This is a genomic window from Dactylosporangium salmoneum (genome assembly GCF_039532525.1).
GTDB lineage: Bacteria > Actinomycetota > Actinomycetes > Mycobacteriales > Micromonosporaceae > Dactylosporangium > Dactylosporangium salmoneum.
On the sequence record NZ_BAAARV010000058.1, the window covers coordinates 184,903 to 201,884 of the forward strand.

General features: G+C 72.4%; 13 protein-coding genes. 9 read left to right on the top strand and 4 right to left on the bottom strand.

The genetic code is table 11. The features are described 5' to 3' along the window. Nucleotides 1-84 precede the first annotated feature (84 nt). Nucleotides 85-843 carry a helix-turn-helix transcriptional regulator gene (locus ABD352_RS30970; protein WP_344616038.1) on the top strand — a complete coding sequence of 253 codons (759 nt, stop codon included), beginning with the start codon at nt 85-87 and terminating at the stop codon, nt 841-843. Nucleotides 844-1,101: 258 nt separating this feature from the next. Here ABD352_RS30970 and ABD352_RS30975 read toward each other — a convergent pair whose 3' ends face one another. After that, entirely contained in the window at nt 1,102-1,494 is a 393-nt protein-coding gene (locus tag ABD352_RS30975; protein ID WP_344616039.1) for a DUF5319 domain-containing protein, read from the bottom strand. Nucleotides 1,495-1,625: 131 nt separating this feature from the next. On the opposite strand from ABD352_RS30975, the gene guaB reads away from it, so the two are divergent. Then, on the top strand, nt 1,626-3,116 hold the full coding sequence (gene guaB / locus ABD352_RS30980) for an IMP dehydrogenase (protein ID WP_344616040.1): 1,491 nt from the start codon (nt 1,626-1,628) through the stop codon (nt 3,114-3,116). Between the two features lie 38 nt (nt 3,117-3,154). Then, nucleotides 3,155-4,273, top strand: coding sequence for a GuaB3 family IMP dehydrogenase-related protein (locus ABD352_RS30985; RefSeq protein WP_344616041.1), 1,119 nt, complete (start codon nt 3,155-3,157; stop codon nt 4,271-4,273). A 220-nt stretch (nt 4,274-4,493) separates the two neighbouring features. Here ABD352_RS30985 and ABD352_RS30990 read toward each other — a convergent pair whose 3' ends face one another. Further along, nucleotides 4,494-4,907, bottom strand: coding sequence for a roadblock/LC7 domain-containing protein (locus tag ABD352_RS30990; RefSeq protein ID WP_344616054.1), 414 nt, complete (start codon nt 4,905-4,907; stop codon nt 4,494-4,496). 2 nt (nt 4,908-4,909) lie between these two features. Then, the gene (locus ABD352_RS30995) at nt 4,910-7,816 is read right to left on the bottom strand and encodes a sensor histidine kinase (RefSeq protein WP_344616042.1); all 2,907 of its coding nucleotides are present in this window, start codon (nt 7,814-7,816) and stop codon (nt 4,910-4,912) included. 255 nt (nt 7,817-8,071) lie between these two features. Between ABD352_RS30995 and ABD352_RS31000 the strand changes: the two genes are divergently transcribed. Beyond that, the gene (locus ABD352_RS31000; protein ID WP_344616043.1) at nt 8,072-9,277 is read left to right on the top strand and encodes an ABC transporter substrate-binding protein; all 1,206 of its coding nucleotides are present in this window, start codon (nt 8,072-8,074) and stop codon (nt 9,275-9,277) included. Between the two features lie 6 nt (nt 9,278-9,283). Here the strand turns inward: ABD352_RS31000 and ABD352_RS31005 are convergent, their stop codons facing one another. Further along, entirely contained in the window at nt 9,284-10,537 is a 1,254-nt protein-coding gene (locus ABD352_RS31005; RefSeq protein WP_344616044.1) for a M48 family metalloprotease, read from the bottom strand. A 77-nt stretch (nt 10,538-10,614) separates the two neighbouring features. Here ABD352_RS31005 and ABD352_RS31010 point away from each other — a divergent pair, with 77 nt between their 5' ends. From ABD352_RS31010 to ABD352_RS31030, 5 genes are all read left to right on the top strand, one after another. Then, entirely contained in the window at nt 10,615-12,285 is a 1,671-nt protein-coding gene (locus tag ABD352_RS31010; RefSeq protein WP_344616045.1) for an FAD-dependent oxidoreductase, read from the top strand. Then, nucleotides 12,282-13,835, top strand: coding sequence for a glutamine-hydrolyzing GMP synthase (gene guaA / locus ABD352_RS31015; RefSeq protein ID WP_344616046.1), 1,554 nt, complete (start codon nt 12,282-12,284; stop codon nt 13,833-13,835). Before ABD352_RS31010 ends, guaA begins: the two co-directional genes overlap by 4 nt. 61 nt (nt 13,836-13,896) lie before the next feature. Continuing rightward, nucleotides 13,897-14,832: an NUDIX domain-containing protein gene (locus tag ABD352_RS31020; RefSeq protein WP_344616047.1), complete on the top strand. Its 936-nt coding sequence runs from the start codon at nt 13,897-13,899 to the stop codon at nt 14,830-14,832. Between the two features lie 4 nt (nt 14,833-14,836). Next, nucleotides 14,837-15,568 (top strand): NUDIX hydrolase, encoded by a 732-nt coding sequence (locus ABD352_RS57770; RefSeq protein WP_425553702.1) that lies wholly within the window; start codon nt 14,837-14,839, stop codon nt 15,566-15,568. Between the two features lie 278 nt (nt 15,569-15,846). Next, nucleotides 15,847-16,821 (top strand): CDP-alcohol phosphatidyltransferase family protein, encoded by a 975-nt coding sequence (locus tag ABD352_RS31030; RefSeq protein ID WP_344616055.1) that lies wholly within the window; start codon nt 15,847-15,849, stop codon nt 16,819-16,821. Nucleotides 16,822-16,982: the final 161 nt, after the last annotated feature.

The window sequence follows — 16,982 nt, forward strand, 5'->3', positions numbered from 1 at the left end:
AATTTCTCGTAGGCCAATCGCGGCGAAACCACGTCTAGATCTAGCGATTTCGTGTTTCTCTCTTTGAGAGAGAGGAGCACGACGGTGCGTACGATTTTGGTGTGTGTGCGAACACAGGTCGCGGCACAGACGGTCGCCGCAGCCGCGGCCAGACTCGGAGTGGCACACGCGGTGCGGACCGCCGTCACGATGGTCGAGGCCCTGGCGCGACTCAGCGAGCAGCCGGCCGACCTGGTGCTGGCGGACCCGGCGCTGTCCCGCCCCGACAGTGCGGAGTTCTCCCGGCGCGTGCTGGCCGTGTCGCCGACCGCGACGGTGGTCTTCTTCGGCACGGAGGACCCCCGGGCCGCCGCCGCGGCGATCGCCGCCGGCGCCCGCGCGGTCATCCGCGTCGACACGGCCGACCCGGTGACGACCCTCGCGAAGGCGGTGCTGCTGGTGCTGAGCCAGGTCGGCCGCAACAACGGCGACCCGGTGCTCCAGGCCCGCGTTGGCGCGCAGACCCAGGCCGCCGGCAACGCGCTGCAGGCCGCCCGCGGGCTGCCGGGCGCCGCGAGGACAGCGGTCGGCGTGCCGGGGGCCCGCATCGCGGGCGCCGGGGTGCCGCAGCAGCGCGGCGACGGGCTGGGCGAGCCGCCCCGCCGGCGGGTCGAGCTCACCGAGCGGGAGCTGCAGGTGCTGCGGGGCATGGCGGACGGCAAGAGCAACGCCGAGATCGGGCGCGAGTTGTTCGTTTCCGAGGACACGGTCAAGACGCACGCTCGCCGGCTGTTCCGGAAGCTGGGTGCGCGTGACCGGGCGCACGCCGTAGCGGCGGCGTTCCGTGCCGGCCTCGTGAGCTGACGCCTCGCGCGCGCGAGCGGCAGGGGCTGACCGAATGGCCCCGCGCGTTGTCCCGCGTCACTAAGTTGATGCCTGGGGCCCGGACCGGGCCCACGGCGTCCGCCCCCGCGACCGCGCCGAAGGGCGCGAACGGGTCAGCGCCCGCGCGCTCCATCGGGTGCGCGGCGCAGAAGGGCAGAGGCCGATCCGGGCAGGCCGTCCAAGGCATGCCGCAGCGGTACCCGCCGCGCGACAAACCTAAACGGCCGCCTGTTCAGGTCAGCCTTCGTTGTCGTCCGTCGCACTCGCCAGTGCGTCGTGAACCCCGTCAGCGTAACCCCGCGCGTACTCCCATGTGACGTAATGGTCAGGGTCGGGGTCGAAGGCGGGCTCGTGCACGCGCGGCCGGCCGGACGTCAGCAGGTGCTTCAGGTTGCCCCGTAGCAGGTCCCAGTCGAAGTAGTGCGGCTCGTGGCAGTCCTCGCACTCGATGACGAGCCCGCGCACGCCGATCGCCGTGAGCAGCGCCTGGTAGATCTCGAGGTCGGCAAGGTCCTCGAGAACGTCCTGGCGCTCGGCGGCGGTCAACGGGTCGTCGGCCCCGTTTTCGCTGAGCTCGGCCGAAGGGTCGGCCGGGTCACCGGCGAACGGGTCGATGGGCTCTTCGTGCACGCCTCAACGGTAGCCCTATTCGGCCTCGGTGTGGGCCCGGGCACGGCTCTGCCATGGCGGACGGGTGTGGCGCCGGGGCGGAAGTACGATGAGACGCACCCGCCGGACGACCGAGAACTGGGATGCGCTTCATGGACTTCTCCCGACCTGACGTGCTGCCTTTGGGCCTGACCTTCGACGACGTGTTGCTGCTTCCGGGCGAATCGGACGTGGTGCCCAGCGCTGTGGACACCTCCAGCCGTATCACCCGCAACATCACGCTGCGAATGCCGCTGGTGTCCAGCGCGATGGACACGGTGACCGAGGCTCGGATGGCGATCGCCATGGCCCGGCAGGGCGGCATCGGCACCCTGCACCGCAACCTGTCGATCGACGACCAGGCGCAGCAGGTCGACATGGTCAAGCGCTCCGAGGCCGGCATGGTCACCAACCCGGTCACCTGCTCGCCCGACGACACGCTGGGCGACGTCGACACGCTGTGCGGGCGGTACCGCATCTCCGGCGTGCCGGTCACCGACGCGGACGGCCAGCTGGTCGGCATCGTCACCAACCGGGACATGCGCTTCGTGTCCGACCCCAACACCCGGGTCCGCGACATCATGACCTCGGCCCCGCTGATCACCGCCCGCGTCGGGGTGAGCAAGGACGAGGCCCTCGCCCTGCTGCGCCAGCACAAGGTGGAGAAGCTGCCGATCGTCGACGAGAGCGGCAAGCTGCGCGGCCTGATCACCGTGAAGGACTTCTCCAAGAGCGAGAAGTTCCCGCACGCGACCAAGGACGAGGCCGGCCGGCTGCGGGTCGCCGCCGCCGTGGGTGTTGGCGAGGACTCCTACAAGCGGGCCCGCACGCTGATCGACGCCGGGCTCGACATCGTCATGGTGGACACCGCCCACGGGCACAACCGCCAGGTCGTGGAGATGGTCCAGCGGCTGAAGAAGGAGACCTCGGTCGACGTGGTCGGCGGCAACGTGGCCACCTACGAGGGCGCCAGGTCGCTCGCCGAGGCCGGCGCCGACGCGGTCAAGGTCGGCGTGGGCCCGGGCTCGATCTGCACCACCCGCGTCATCGCCGGCGTCGGCGTGCCGCAGATCACCGCGATCATGGAGGCCGCCCGCGCCTGCCGTCCGCTCGGCGTGCCGGTGATCGCGGACGGTGGCGTGCAGTACTCCGGCGACATCGCCAAGGGCATCGCGGCCGGCGCCGACACCGTGATGCTGGGCAGCCTGCTCGCCGGCTGCGAGGAGAGCCCCGGCGACCTGATCTTCATCAACGGCAAGCAGTTCAAGACGTACCGCGGCATGGGCTCCCTCGGCGCCATGCAGTCCCGTGGCCAGGCGCGTTCCTACTCCAAGGACCGCTACTTCCAGGACGACGTGAACTCCGACGACAAGCTCGTCCCCGAGGGCATCGAGGGCCAGGTCGCCTACCGCGGCCCCCTCGCCGCGGTCGCCCAGCAGCTCATCGGCGGAGTGCGCTCCGGCATGGGCTACGTCGGCGCGCCCACGATCGCCGAGATGCACGAGCGTGCGCGGCTCATCCGGATCACCGCGGCCGGGCTCAAGGAGAGCCACCCGCACGACATCCAGATGACCGTCGAGGCGCCGAACTACCACTCGCGGTAGCGGAGTGGACGTACACCCCGAATCCAACAGGAGCCGACATGCGTGACGTGGTCGAGATCGGGCTCAGCAAGAGCGCCCGGCGTGGCTACCACCTGGACGACATCGCGATCGTTCCGACGCGCCGCACCCGGGATGTCGACGACGTGTCGACGAACTGGCAGCTCGACGCGTATCCGTTCAAGATCCCCTGCGTGGCACACCCGTCCGACGCCACGATGAGCCCCGCCACCGCCGTCGCGCTCGGCAAGCTCGGCGGGCTCGGCGTGCTCAACGTCGAGGGGCTTTGGACGCGGTACGCCGATCCGACCAAGATCCTGGAGGAGCTGTCCGACCTCGACGACGAGGCGCCGGCCACCCAGCGGCTGCAGGAGGTCTACGCCGAGCCGATCAAGCCGGAGCTGATCGTCGAGCGGGTCAAGGAGATCCGCGACGGCGGCGTCACGGTCGCCGTGCGGGTGTCGCCGCAGCACACGCTCGCGCTGGCCCCGGTGATCCTCGACGCCGGCGTGGACCTGCTGGTCATCCAGGGCACGCTGGTGTCGGCCGAGCACGTCTCGACCACCGACGAGCCGCTCAACCTCAAGGAGTTCATCGCCGACCTCGACCTGCCGGTCATCGTCGGCGGCTGCACCAACTACCAGACCGCGCTGCACCTCATGCGCACCGGCGCGGCCGGCGTCATCGTCGGCATCGGGGCCGACGAGTGGTCGACCACCGACCGCGTGCTCGGCATCCGGGTGCCGATGGCGACCGCGATCGCCGACGCCGCCGACGCCCGGCGCGACTACCTGGACGAGACCGGCGGGCGGTACGTCCACATCATCGCCGACGGCAACATCCAGACCTCGGGCGACATCGCCAAGGCGCTGGGCTGCGGCGCCGACGCGGTGATGGTCGGCGAGCCGCTCTCGCGCAGCGAGACCGCCCCGGCCGGCGGCGCCTGGTGGCACTCGGCCGCGAGTCACCCGAAGCTGCCCCGCGGCTCCTTCGGCTCGGCCGAGCCGACGCTGGGCAGCCTGGAGAAGGTGCTCTACGGCCCTTCCGAGGACCCCGACGGCGCGCTGAACCTCTTCGGCGGGCTGCGGCGGGCGATGGCCAAGTGCGGGTACCGCGACCTGAAGGAATTCCAGAAGGTCGGCCTGATCCTCGACAAGTAGAACGTCCTCGAGAGGCGGCCCGGGTCGACCGACCTGGGCCGCCTTCGTGTTGCTGGGGTTCTTTGGACGAAAAGTCGGGCACTGCGTGCCGCGACTTTTCGGACATATAACCTGACGGGGTATAAATCCGATTGACCGTGGGAAACCCGGCGAAGCGGCGTTGGGTTGCCGGAAGCGGGGGCCGGGCGCAGGACCCGGCCCCGAGGCGAGCGGCGCCCGATCAGCGGGGCAGCGCCTGCTGCAGCTCGGCCCGAAGCGCCGGGGTCAGCATCTCGCCGGCCTGCTTGGCCAGGCGGGCCATCTCGTAGCCGACCACGCCGATGTCCGCCTCGCGGCCGGCCAGCGTGGCCAGGATCGAGCCGTCCCGGATCGACATGACCAGGAAGAAGCCCTGGCCCATCTCGACCACGGTCTGCTTGACCTCGTCGCCGTCGAAGATCCGCGCGGCGCCGCTGGTGACCGAGACCAGGCCGGACGTGACGGCGGCCAGCTGGTCGGCGCTGTCGCGGGGCAGGTGGTCGGAGACGGCCACCAGGAGGCCGTCGGAAGACACCACCACCGCGTGGGCGATGCCGGGCACCCGCTCGGTGAACGCGTTGATCAGCCAGCTCAGGTCCCGTGCTTGTTGGCTCAGGCTCACGCCGTGCTCCCTCGATGTTCGTTGATCGGCACCGTGGGCACCTCGTCCTCGTTCGCGGCCCGGTGCACGCCACTGTAGAACCGGGTGAGCATGCTGCCCACGCTGGCCGGGTCCGGCTCGGTGTGTCCGACCGTGATCGGCTGGGTCGGCTCGGGCTCGGCGGGCACCTGGCCCGTCGGGTCGCCCGGCAGCTGGGCAAGCGGGACGCGGATGGGCAGCCCGGCGCTGCTGGTGCCGGCGGTGACCGGCTCGCGCTGCGCCGGGATCGCCGGGGCCGGGGCGGGCGCGTCGCCCCCACCGCGGGACCACCAGCGGGTGCCCTTCGCCGCCGGCGCGGAGTTGCCCCGCGCGGCGGCGCCCAGGATGTCCTCGGCGCGGCTGGGACCGCGCCGAGCGACGGCCGCGGGGCCGCCGTTGGTCGAGCGGTTGGCCGGCGCCGTCGACGCGGGTGCCGGAGACTCGGAAGCGGGCGCGGCCGACATGGGCGCCGCTGAAACCGGGGCCGCCGAAACGGGCGCGGCGGACACCGGAGCGGCCGACACAGGGGCCTCCGATACCGGTGCGGCCGAGACTGGCGCGGCGGACACCGGGGCGGCCGACACGGGGGCCTCCGACACCGTCGCGATCTGCCCCACAACGGCCGGGAGCGGTGGCGCGGCAGCATCCGCAATGTCCGAACCGTCCGCCGAAGCATCCTCGACGACCTCGGCGTCTTCCACATCGGCGGAAGGCGGGCGGCCGGGCAGCGCCGGCAGCACCGCGGTCGGTGAGTCGGCCTGCTCGGCCCCGGCCGGCGCCTGCGAGGTGCCGCCGTCGACCGGGATCGGCAGCCGGGCCGCGCCGGCGAGCCGGTTGGGCGCGTTGCCGTACAGCCCCGTGCCCTCCGGCGGGCTGGCCAGCAGCCGGGCGGGGAGCGTGACGTACGCGGTCACGCCGTCGTCGGTGGCGGTGAGCCGGACCGAGACGCCGTGCCGGTCGGCGAGGTGGCCGACCACGACCAGGCCCATCCGCTCGGAGGCGGCCACGTCGATGGCGATCGGGCTGGAGACGCGCTCGTTCGCCTCGATGAGGCCGGACTCGGTCATGCCGATGCCCTTGTCCTCGATGACGATCGTCGCCTCGCGGGCGCCCTGGGCGGGCCAGCCGGTCACCGTCACCACGGTGTCCGGCGGGGAGAACGTCGTCGCGTTCTCCAGCAGCTCGGCGAAGAGGTGCACGATGTCGGAGACGGCGTGGCCGACGACGTAGATGTCGTTGGACACGTCGTGGCGGATGCGGGCGTACTGCTCGATCTCCGCCATCGCCGCCAGCATCACGGCCGACAGCGACACCGGCTGGGCCCACCGCCGGGTCGCCTCGCTGCCGGCGAGGACCAGGAGGTTCTCGTCGTTGCGGCGCATGCGGGTGGCCAGGTGGTCCAGCCGGAACAGGTTGGCCAGCTGGTCCGGGTCGGTCTCGGCCGACTCCAGCTGGTCCAGCAGCTGCAGCTGGCGCTCGACCAGCGTCTGCGACCGGCGGGCCAGGTTGACGAACATCGAGTTGACGTTGCGCCGCATGACCGCCTGCTCGACGGCCAGGCTGACCGCGGAGCGGTGCACGGCGGTGAACGCGTCCGCCACCTCGCCGATCTCGTCGGAGGAGCGCACGCGGGTGGTGGTGTCGACGGTGACCGTCTCGCCGCGCGGCAGCGTCCGCAGCCGCTGGATCGCCTCGGGCAGGCGGTGCTGGGCCACGTCGAGCGCCTGGGCCCGCAGCTGGCGCAGCGAGCGGGCCATCGACCGGCCGATGAGCCAGGACAGCAGCAGGGCCAGCAGCATGACCAGCACGATCGCCGAGGTGGCGAGGATCGCGTTGGTGCGCTGGGTGGCGCTGCGGTCCCCGGCGCCCTTGATGGCGTCCTCCAGCATCTCCTTCTCGATGCTGCGCAGGTAGTCCAGCTCCTGGGTGCTGGCCCGCCACCAGTCCTCGGCGGAGACGCCGACGGCGGCGCCCCGGGACCGGGAGATGACGTCCTGCTGCAGGCGGGCGACGGTGGAGACGGCCGGCTGGCGCAGGTTGCGGTCGTAGAGGGCCAGGTGCCGGGGGCTCGCCGAGGAGCGGAAGCGCTCCACGGCGGCCACCTGCCGGGCCTGGATCTCCGAGAACGTCTCGAAGTCGTCCGGGGCGAACTTGCCGGCGCTGGCCGCGGCGAAGATCCGCCCGCGCAGCTGGTCTTTGAGCTCCTTGGACTGCGCGAGGTCCATCAGCGAGGAGACCTCGGCCACCGACTGGGAGTCGCCGCCGATGTCGGGGCGGTCCGGCACCAGGTCGAACAGGTGCTGGATGGTGACGGAGTACTGCTGGAACACCGCCTCCTCGCGCAGCCAGCGGGACTTGACCCCGGCCCGGACCAGCGCGAGGTCCTGGAAGTCGGCGTTGATGTGGCTCTGGGTCTGGCTGAAGAGCGGGTTGCGCAGCAGCGGCCGGGCCTGGGTGGAGAAGGCCTGCAGGGCCGCGTCGGTCGCGGCGTAGCTGGCCGCGAGCTCATCGGCGGCCGAATTCTGCCCGGGCGGCGCCGGCGTGGTGGTCGACTTGGCGAGAACTCCGGCCGTTCGGTCCCTTTCCACCTGCAACTGGTGGATGAGATCGGTCAGTTGGCGGCCGACCTTGACCCCTTGGGCGAACTGATCCAGCTTCGTCGCGTCCTGCACGGAAAGGTTGATCTGCACGCCGGCGATGACCAGGAAGGCGACGGCGGGCAGCACCAGAACGGCCGCCAGCTTCGTGGGCACACGCCAGTCGCGCACCCGGAACAGGGATGCGCTGCGCCGCTGCGGCTCCCCCGGCCGCCTGCGGCGATGGCTGTTCACCTTCATCACGACGGCGGGAGCCCTCGTGGAAGGCGGCGAAGCGAAGGTCTGCACCCTCACACCTTTCGCATGCGTCATCGCGCTGCCTAGACAGGGTCTGGCAGCGTGCGGCCCTTATCAAACCAGGGATGCGACGTGTGTCCAACCACGTCATAGTGGCACAGGTCACATTACTCGAAGCCGGACAGCGGGCTTGCTACGCATAGATCAGAGAGGAAGGATACGGCCGTCCGACCTCCCGCACGCCACAAGGAGTCATTCGCCGTGCTCACCCGGGGCCTCCGGCCTGCAGTGACCGCCGTGGCGCTGATGTCGGCCTTACTCATGTCGGCGTGCACCACAGATTCGAAGCCGGCGACCACCGCGCCCGCCACCGTCGCGATCGGCCTGCTGGTGCCCAGCAGCGGCCCCAACGCGCAGATCGGCCAGCAGGCGACGCTGGGCGCGAAGCTCGCGATCGAGCTGGTCAACCGGGACGTGCCGGCCCAGCCGCTGCCCCTGCCGCTCGGCCCCGGCGCCGGCCTGCGCAACGGCACCAAGCTGACGCTCATCCCCGGCAACACCGAGAGCGCGCCGGAGAAGGTCGAGAAGGAGACCACCCGCCTGGTCGAGAACGGCGCGGTCGGGCTCATCGTGGCCGACACGATCGACGTCGCGCTGTCCACCGGCCGGGTCACCGACCTGCTCGGCGTGCCCCTGGTCGACGCGCTGAGCACCTCGGACACCTTCGGCGAGCTCAACCGCACGGGGCACTTCCGCATCCAGCCGAGCGACCAGCGCGAGGTCACCACGGCGCTCGACCTGCTGTACCGGCAGAAGGAGACCTCGCAGTACCGCCGCATCGTCACGGCCGCGGGTGCCCCCACGGGCGCGCTGGGCGACGAGGTGGCGAGCCTGAAGAACTCCATCCAGGACCTGAGCCTCGCCGCCGGCTACGAGGCGGCCGGCAAGGACCAGGTCGTGTCGCTGGCCACGCCCAACCCGTCCGCCAACCAGGTGAGCAAGGGCGACGCGGTGCTGGCCGTCGTGACCAGCCCGGCCGAGGCGGCCGCGGCCAACGAGCTCGCGGTGAAGCTCAAGGGCACCGCGCCGGTGATCGCGCTCGGCCCGGCCGTGTCGGCGCTGGACGGGGTGAAGAACCCGGCCGTGCTGCGGGCCGCCGGCTGGTCCAACGAGTTCGCCGCGCGCAACCCGATCGCCCAGGTCATCGGCTCGATGTACGAGCAGGCGTACCACACCAACCTGACCGAGGTGGCGGCCGACGCGTTCATGGCCACCCTGGTCCTGGCCCTGGGCATGGACCAGGCGGTCGACTACACCAAGACGTCGGTGCGCAACGCGGTGCAGGCCGTGAACATCCCGGCGACGCAGACGATCATGCCGTGGAACGGGGTGCGCTTCGACGGCAACGGCGCCAACCAGCTGGCCGCCGGCGTCGTCGAGCAGCGCTCGCCCAACGGCTACCTCGTGGTGCACCCGATGGAGCTGGCCGCGACGCCCACGCTGCTGCTCTAGCGCGCGCTAGCCGAGATACTCGCGCAGGGACCCCGGGTCGCTGCGGACCAGCTCGTTGAGGTCGAGGACCTGCCCGGCACCGCCCGGGGCGGCCAACCGGCGCGGCAGCAGCGGATGCTCGCGCTTCCAGCCTTTGCGCAGCAAGGTGTACTCCACGACCACCGCCAGCAGCGCGGCCCCCATCCAGGGCGGCGCGGCGGCGTCCTCCTCGCCGTCGGGCGGCAGTCCTCGCCGGGCCCGCTCCACGTCGACGGGGCGGCGCAGCAGGGTGCCGGCGAGCTCGCCCCGGGTGTCCGGCGCGCGGCCCAGGACGGCGGTGACCGCCTCGACGTACTGCCGCGCCCGCCGCTCGACGTCGGGCAGGTAGGCCTCGACGGGCAGGTCGGCGAGGCGCACCCAGGGCTCGCCGGCGGGCCCGTCCGGCAGCGCCTCGGCGGCCAGCGCCCGCAGGGCCGCCGGCCCCAGCTCGTCCAGGGCGGCCGCGTGAGGGTCGAGGCGCACCAGCGGCCCGTCGACCGGCGACTGCAGTTCCCCGGCCAGCCCCGGGTGGCGCGCGGCCAGGTCCGCCTGCAGGGTGGCGACGTCCGCGGCCGGGGCGCCCCAGCGGGCCAGCCGCAGCCGCCAGCCCTCGTGCAGGTCCTCGGCCCGGATCGGGCCGGTGACCGGCAGCGAGCCGGTCGCGTGCGGCGACATCGTGCCCGAGGCCAGCGGGGCCGCGGCGAAGGTGGCGAACGCGGCCTCGATCGCGGCCGCCTTGAGCAGCGCCCGGGCCGCGTCCTCCACCGCGGAGAGCCCGCCGCCGGCCGCGGTCACCGCCGCCGCGTCGCGGACCTGCTCGGCCTCGCCCAGCAGCGTCTCGGTGGCGGCCAGCAGCCGGGCGTGCCGGACGGCCGCCTTGTCCGACCCGGGGGTGCGCCTCCGCGCCTCGAGCAGGCCGCGGACCAGGTCGGGGTGGCGGGAGGCGGGCTGCGCCAGCTCGTGGGCGAGCAGCATCCGCAGCTCGTCGGCCGAGAGCCCCCACACCAGCGGGAGCCCGATGACGAGCACGCCGGCCGTGGTGCTGACGGTGGCGGGGCCGCCGAGATGTACCGAAGGCGGCGGCTGGACATCGGCGAACTTCACCGCGTCGAGGACGACCGAGTGCACGGCGGCGTGGTGGGCCGCATCGACCGAGGGCAGCGCGGGTGGCGACGGCGGGGCCGGGGTCCCCAGCAGCCGGCGACCACGCCAAACGGTCAGCCCGCCGGGAAGTCTCGCCATAGTTGACCAGTCTGCCGTAATCCGGGGCCGAAACCGAAGGGTCTTCCACCTAAGTTACTCGTGAGTCACTATGAGGCATGCGCTACGACGTTGTGGTGATCGGCTCCGGCTTCGGCGGCAGCGTGACCGCGTTGCGCCTGGCCGAGAAGGGGTACTCGGTCGCGGTCCTCGAGGCCGGGCGGCGCTTCGCCGACGACGAGTTCCCGAAGACCTCCTGGGACGCCCGGCGGTTCCTGTGGGCCCCGGCGCTCGGCTGCTACGGCATCCAGCGGATCACCATGCTGCGCAACGTGCTCGTGCTGGCCGGGGCCGGCGTCGGGGGCGGCTCGCTGGTGTACGCCAACACGCTGTACCGCCCGCTCCAGCCCTTCTACGACGACCCGCAGTGGCGGGACATCACCGACTGGCGGGCCGAGCTCGAGCCGTTCTACGACCAGGCCGAGCGGATGCTCGGGGTGGCCACCTACGCCCGCACCACGAGCGCCGACAAGGCGTTTCGCAAGGTCGCGCAGCGGATGGGGGTCGGCGAGAGCTTCCACGCCACCCCGGTCGGGGTCTACTTCGGCCGCTCCGGCGTCGACCCCTACTTCGGCGGGGCCGGCCCGCAGCGCCAGAGCTGCGAGCACTGCGGCAGCTGTATGACCGGGTGTCGCGTCGGGGCCAAGAACACCCTGGTCAAGAACTATCTGTACCTCGCCGAGCGAATGGGCGCCGAGGTGTTCCCGCTGACCACGGCCACCGAGGTCCGCCCGGCGGTCCCGGGTTCGCCGGACGGCGGCTACACGGTGCACACCCGCGGCACCGGCCGCCGCGGCCGGCGCCGGACCTTCGAGGCCGGCCAGGTCGTCTTCGCCGCCGGGGCCCTGGGCACGCAGCGGCTGCTGCTGCGGATGCAGGCCGACGGCGTGCTGCCGCACCTGTCCCGGCGGCTGGGCACGCTCACCCGGACCAACTCCGAGTCCATCGTCGGGGCCCGAACGCTTCGCAAGGGCGCCGACTTCACCGACGGCGTGGCCATCACCAGCTCGTTCCACCCGGACGCCAACACCCACATCGAGCCGGTCCGCTACGGCCCCGGCTCCAACGCGATGGGCCTGCTGCAGACCGTGCTCACCGACGGCGGCCCGTGGCGCCCGCTGCGCTGGTTCGGCGCCTTCTTCCGCCACCCGATCCGGCACCTGCGGGTCCTCTCGGTGCACCGCTGGTCGCACAAGACGGTGATCGCGCTGGTCATGCAGTCGCTGGACAACTCGCTCGACGTGCACTACCGGCGGGGCTGGACCGGCCGGCGGCGCCTGACCACCACCCAGGGCCACGGCGAGCCCAACCCGGCGTGGATCCCGGCCGGCAACGAGGCGGTCCGCCTGCTGGCCGAGGAGATCGGCGGGCTGCCCGGCGGCAGCTGGTCGGAGGTGTTCAACATCCCGCTGACCGCGCACATCCTGGGCGGCGCGACCATCGGGGACTCCGCGGCGACCGGGGTCGTCGATCCGTACCACCGCGTCTACGGCCACCCGGGGCTGCACGTGGTCGACGGCGCCGCCGTCTCGGCCAACCTGGGGGTGAACCCCTCGCTGACGATCACCGCCCAGGCCGAGCGGGCGATGTCGATGTGGCCGAACAAGGGCGAGGCCGACCTGCGCCCGGAGCTGGGTGCGCCCTACGCGCCGGTGGCGCCGATAGCTCCGTCACGTCCGGCGGTCCCGGCGCAGGCTTCGGCCGCACTCCGACTAGGCTTTTCCACATGACCACGCCGCCGCCGGTTCTCGTCGTCGACTTCGGCGCCCAATACGCGCAGCTCATCGCGCGCCGGGTGCGCGAGGCCCACGTCTACTCGGAGATCGTGCCGAGCTCGATGCCGGTGGCGGACATGCTGGCCAAGGGGCCATCCGCGATCATCCTCTCCGGCGGGCCGTCGTCGGTCTACGAGGAGGGCGCGCCGCAGGTCGACCCGGCCCTGTTCGAGGCCGGGGTGCCGGTCTTCGGCATCTGCTACGGCTTCCAGGCGATGGCCGTGGCCCTGCGCGGCGAGGCCGCCCACACCGGCGTGCGCGAGTTCGGCGGCACCCAGCTGACGGTCGCGTCCGGCGGCGGCGTGCTGCTGCGCGACCTGCCGGGGGAGCAGTCGGTGTGGATGAGCCACGGCGACTGCGTGACCGCCGCGCCGGCCGGCTTCACGGTCACGGCCGGCTCGCCGGGCGCGCCGGTGGCCGCCTTCGAGGACACCGATCGCCGCCTGGCCGGCGTGCAGTTCCACCCCGAGGTGGCGCACACCCCGCACGGCCAGGAGGTGTTGCGCCGGTTCCTCTACGACATCGCCGGCATCGAGCCCACCTGGACCTCGAACAACATCATCGAGGAGCAGGTCGAGGCCATCCGGGCCCGGGTCGGCGACAAGCGGGTGATCTGCGGGCTGTCCGGCGGCGTCGACTCCGCGGTCGCCGCGGCGCTGGTCCACAAGGCCGTCGGCGACCAGCTGACCTGCGTGTTCGTGGACCACGGGCTGCTGCGCGCGGGCGAGGCCGAGCAGGTCGAGAAGGACTACGTCGCCGCGACCGGGATCAACCTCAAGGTCGTCGACGCCTCCACCACCTTCCTCGGCGCGCTGGCCGGGGTCACCGACCCCGAGCAGAAGCGCAAGATCGTCGGGCGCGAGTTCATCCGCACCTTCGAGGCGGCCGCGCGCGAGATCGACGCCGAGGGGCACGTGGAGTACCTCGTGCAGGGCACCCTCTACCCGGATGTGGTCGAGTCCGGCGGGGGCACCGGCACGGCCAACATCAAGTCCCACCACAACGTCGGCGGGCTCCCCGACGACCTGCAGTTCGCGCTGGTCGAGCCGCTGCGGACGCTGTTCAAGGACGAGGTACGGCAGATCGGCGCCGCCCTCGGCCTGCCCGAGGAGATCGTCATGCGCCACCCGTTCCCGGGTCCGGGGCTGTCGATCCGGATCATCGGGGCGATCGACGAGGAGCGGCTGGCCATCCTGCGCGCCGCCGACCTCATCGCCCGCGAGGAGCTCACCGCGGCCGGGCTGGACCGCAGCGTCTGGCAGTTCCCGGTGGTGCTGCTGGCCGACGTGCGCAGCGTCGGGGTCCAGGGCGACGGGCGGACCTACGGTCACCCGATCGTGCTGCGCCCGGTCTCCAGCGACGACGCGATGACCGCCGACTGGTCGCGCCTGCCGCACGAGCTGATCGCGAAGATTTCGACCCGGATAACGAACGAGGTCCGCGAGGTCAACCGCGTGGTCGTGGACGTTACGTCCAAGCCGCCGGGCACCATTGAATGGGAGTGAATCCCCCTTCAAGGTGCTTCCACTCTTGCCGCGGCCGGTAAAAGCCGGACAATTTATCGACGTGACTCCTGCGTTACAGCCACTGCGGCGCATCGCGGCCTACTGCGTCTGCACCGACGGCGACAAGTTCCTGCTCGTCCGTGCCTCGGCCAAGTCCGGCACGCCGGGCGCCTGGTCGCTGCCCGGCGGCGCCGTTGACCACGGCGAGCACCCGGTCGACACCGTCGTGCGCGAGACCGCGGCCGAGACCGGCCTGTCGGTCGCCGTGGCCGGCCTGCGCGACGTGCTGGCCGACATGCGCGCGCTGCCGGCGCGGGGGCTCACCATCCACACCGACCGGCTGATCTACGAGGTCACCATCCGGGGCGGCGCGCTGCGCGACCGGGTCGGCCAGCCCACCGACCTGGCCCGCTGGGTGACCCTGGACGAGGCCAAGGCCCTGCCGCTGCGCCGGTTCACCGCCGACGCGCTCGGCCTGCCCGACGCCGAGGCCGACATCCGCCCCGACGGGGTGCCCGAGGTCCCCTCCTTCTACGCCGTGCCCGGCCCGGACGGCCTGCACCGCGCGCAGCGCTTCGCCGCCTATGCCGTGTGCACCGATCGGCGCAACCGCGTGCTGCTCACCCGCATCTCCGACGGCTACCCGGGCGGCGGCTGCTGGCACCTGCCCGGCGGTGGCACCGACTTCGGCGAGCAGCCCGGCGTGGCGCTCGTGCGCGAGCTGGTCGAGGAGACCGGCCAGGAGGGCACGATCACCGAGCTGCTCGGCGTGGCCAGCCACCGCGACGCGGCCCAGCTCGGCCCCGAGGGCTACCCGATCGACTGGCACGGCGTGCGCGCGTTCTACCGCGTTCACGTGGCCCGCTCCAGCCGCCCGGTCATCCACGACGTCGGCGGCTCGACCGCCGAGGCCCGCTGGTTCGACCCGGAGGAGCTCGACGAGCTGCCATTGACCGAGGTCACCGAGGAGGCCCTGCGCGGCGTCGGCCTACGCTGATCGCATGACGCAGACACGGGTGATCACCGTCTACGGGCGCCTGCCGGGGGCGGACGAGGAGATCGGCGGCCCGATCCGGCACGGCGAGAACCCCGCCTCCGCGGTGGTCCGGCTGTTCCGCGAGGAGGCCGGCCTGCCGGTGGTGGTTTCGGGGGTACTGCACGTCGGCGCCCTCGTCACCCCGTCGCTGCACGAGGACCGCGTCACGTTCGCCCTGGTGCCCGCCTCCCCGGACGCCGCGGCCGCGGCTCCTGCCGATGAGGCCGTCGAGTCGGAGCTGCCCAAGGGCCAGCGGTTCGCCGCGTACGGCTTCGTCACCGACCGGGCCGGCCGCGTGCTGCTCACCCGGATCGCCCCCGGCTTCCCCGGCGCCGGGCGCTGGCACCTGCCCGGCGGGGGCACCGACGTCGGCGAGCAGCCGGCCGACGCGCTGCTGCGCGAGCTGTTCGAAGAGACCGGCCAGCGCGGCGAGATCGTCGAGCTGCTCGGGGTCACCCACCGGCGGAGCCTGGGAGTCGTGGGCCCGGAGGGGTACCCGATGAACTGGCACGCGGTCCGGGCGCTCTACCGGGTGCTCGTGCCCGAGCCGTCCGTACCGAGCGTGACGGAGGCGGCCGGCGGCTCGACCGCCGAGGCGGCCTGGTTCGACCCCGCGGAGCTCTCCGGCCTGGCAGTGACAGAGGTCGTACAGTGGGCCGGGTCACTGCCCGCAACGGGCAGTGACGGATCTCGTTAAAATGGACTAGAGGTTAACAGATAACTACACTGAGTAGTTCCGTGGCTCGCCCCGGACAGCGGTTTCCTCCGCGGGGGCATCGCCAACGGCGATCTGATATGGGATCGTGTAGATCGCGAGACCGTCTCGCGAAACGGACATCAGGGGGCAAAGACCCCCGAAACGCGACCGTGGGAACCCCGTTCCTACATGGAGGATCAGTGCCGAGAGCACCTTGGCAGCGACGACGCACCACGGACAGTCCGCGTCCCGGTGGGGGCCGGCAATGGGCGGGGCGCCTGCGGCGCAGCGGCTCCCTCGCCCGCCAGGTGCTCTTCGCCGGACGTGTCGGCCGCCGCGGTGAGGGCAATGTCGCCGGCGCGACGTCGCTGCTCGTGCCCCCCGTGGAGACCGACACCCGCACCGGCCGGGTTCGTCTGCCGCGCCTGCGGATGCGCCGTCGTGACGGACTGTCACGGGATCTGACCACCGAGGCGCTGTCCCTCGCGCCCGTCAGCCCGCCCGCGGCCGGCCCTGCGGCCGTCCGGGACGAGGAGCCGGCCCCGCTGGCCATCCCGCTGCTGCCCGGCGAGCGCACCCTGGCCCGCCGCATCCGCTTCGCGCTGGTCAACGCCTGCACCCTGAGCAGCCTCATGCTCGGCCTGTCGGCCATCTTCATCGCGGTCAACCACGGCGACGTGCGGATCGCCGCCGCGCTGCTCATCGCGTGCGTGATCTTCGACGGCCTGGACGGCTTCCTGGCCCGCCGCCTCGGCGTGGCGAGCCCGTTCGGCGCCCAGATGGACTCGCTGGCCGACATGTGCTCGTTCGGGCTGGCCGCCCCGGTGGTGGTCTACGCCTGGCTCAACGGCTCGGCCCCGGCCGCCCTGCTCGTCCCGGCCTGTGCCCTGGTCGCCGCGGCCGCCGCGATCCGCCTGGCCCGCTTCAACGTCTCCCCGAAGGACGGCCGCTTCTTCTGCGGCGTCCCGACCACGATGTGCGCCGCGGTGCTGGCCCTGAGCACGCTGATCGCCCCGGCGATGCCCTCCGTCGTGCGGGTGGCCGGCGTCGTGCTGCTCGGCCTGGCCATGGTGTCGAGCTTCCCCTACGCGAAGCTCGCCCGGCTGGCGAAGCTCCCGCCGTGGCTGCTGGTGCTGCCGGTGATCGGCGCGCTGGTCAACTTCCGGATGACCTTCGTCCTGGTGGTCCTGGCCTACCTGGTGAGCGGTCCGCTGATCTGGCTGCGCCAGCGTCGCCAGAACCAGGCCGCCTGACCTGGTCTTCAGCTAGCGAAAAGGGGCCCTTTCGGGGGCCCCTTTTTTCGATAAGTCGGGCGCTCCGCGCCGCGACTTATCGGATTTTTCGCCTGGCGGTGGTTTCCAGGGGTCGTTGCAACACGGTGTTTCAGCTGGCGGTGGTGGTGAGGAATTGGGCG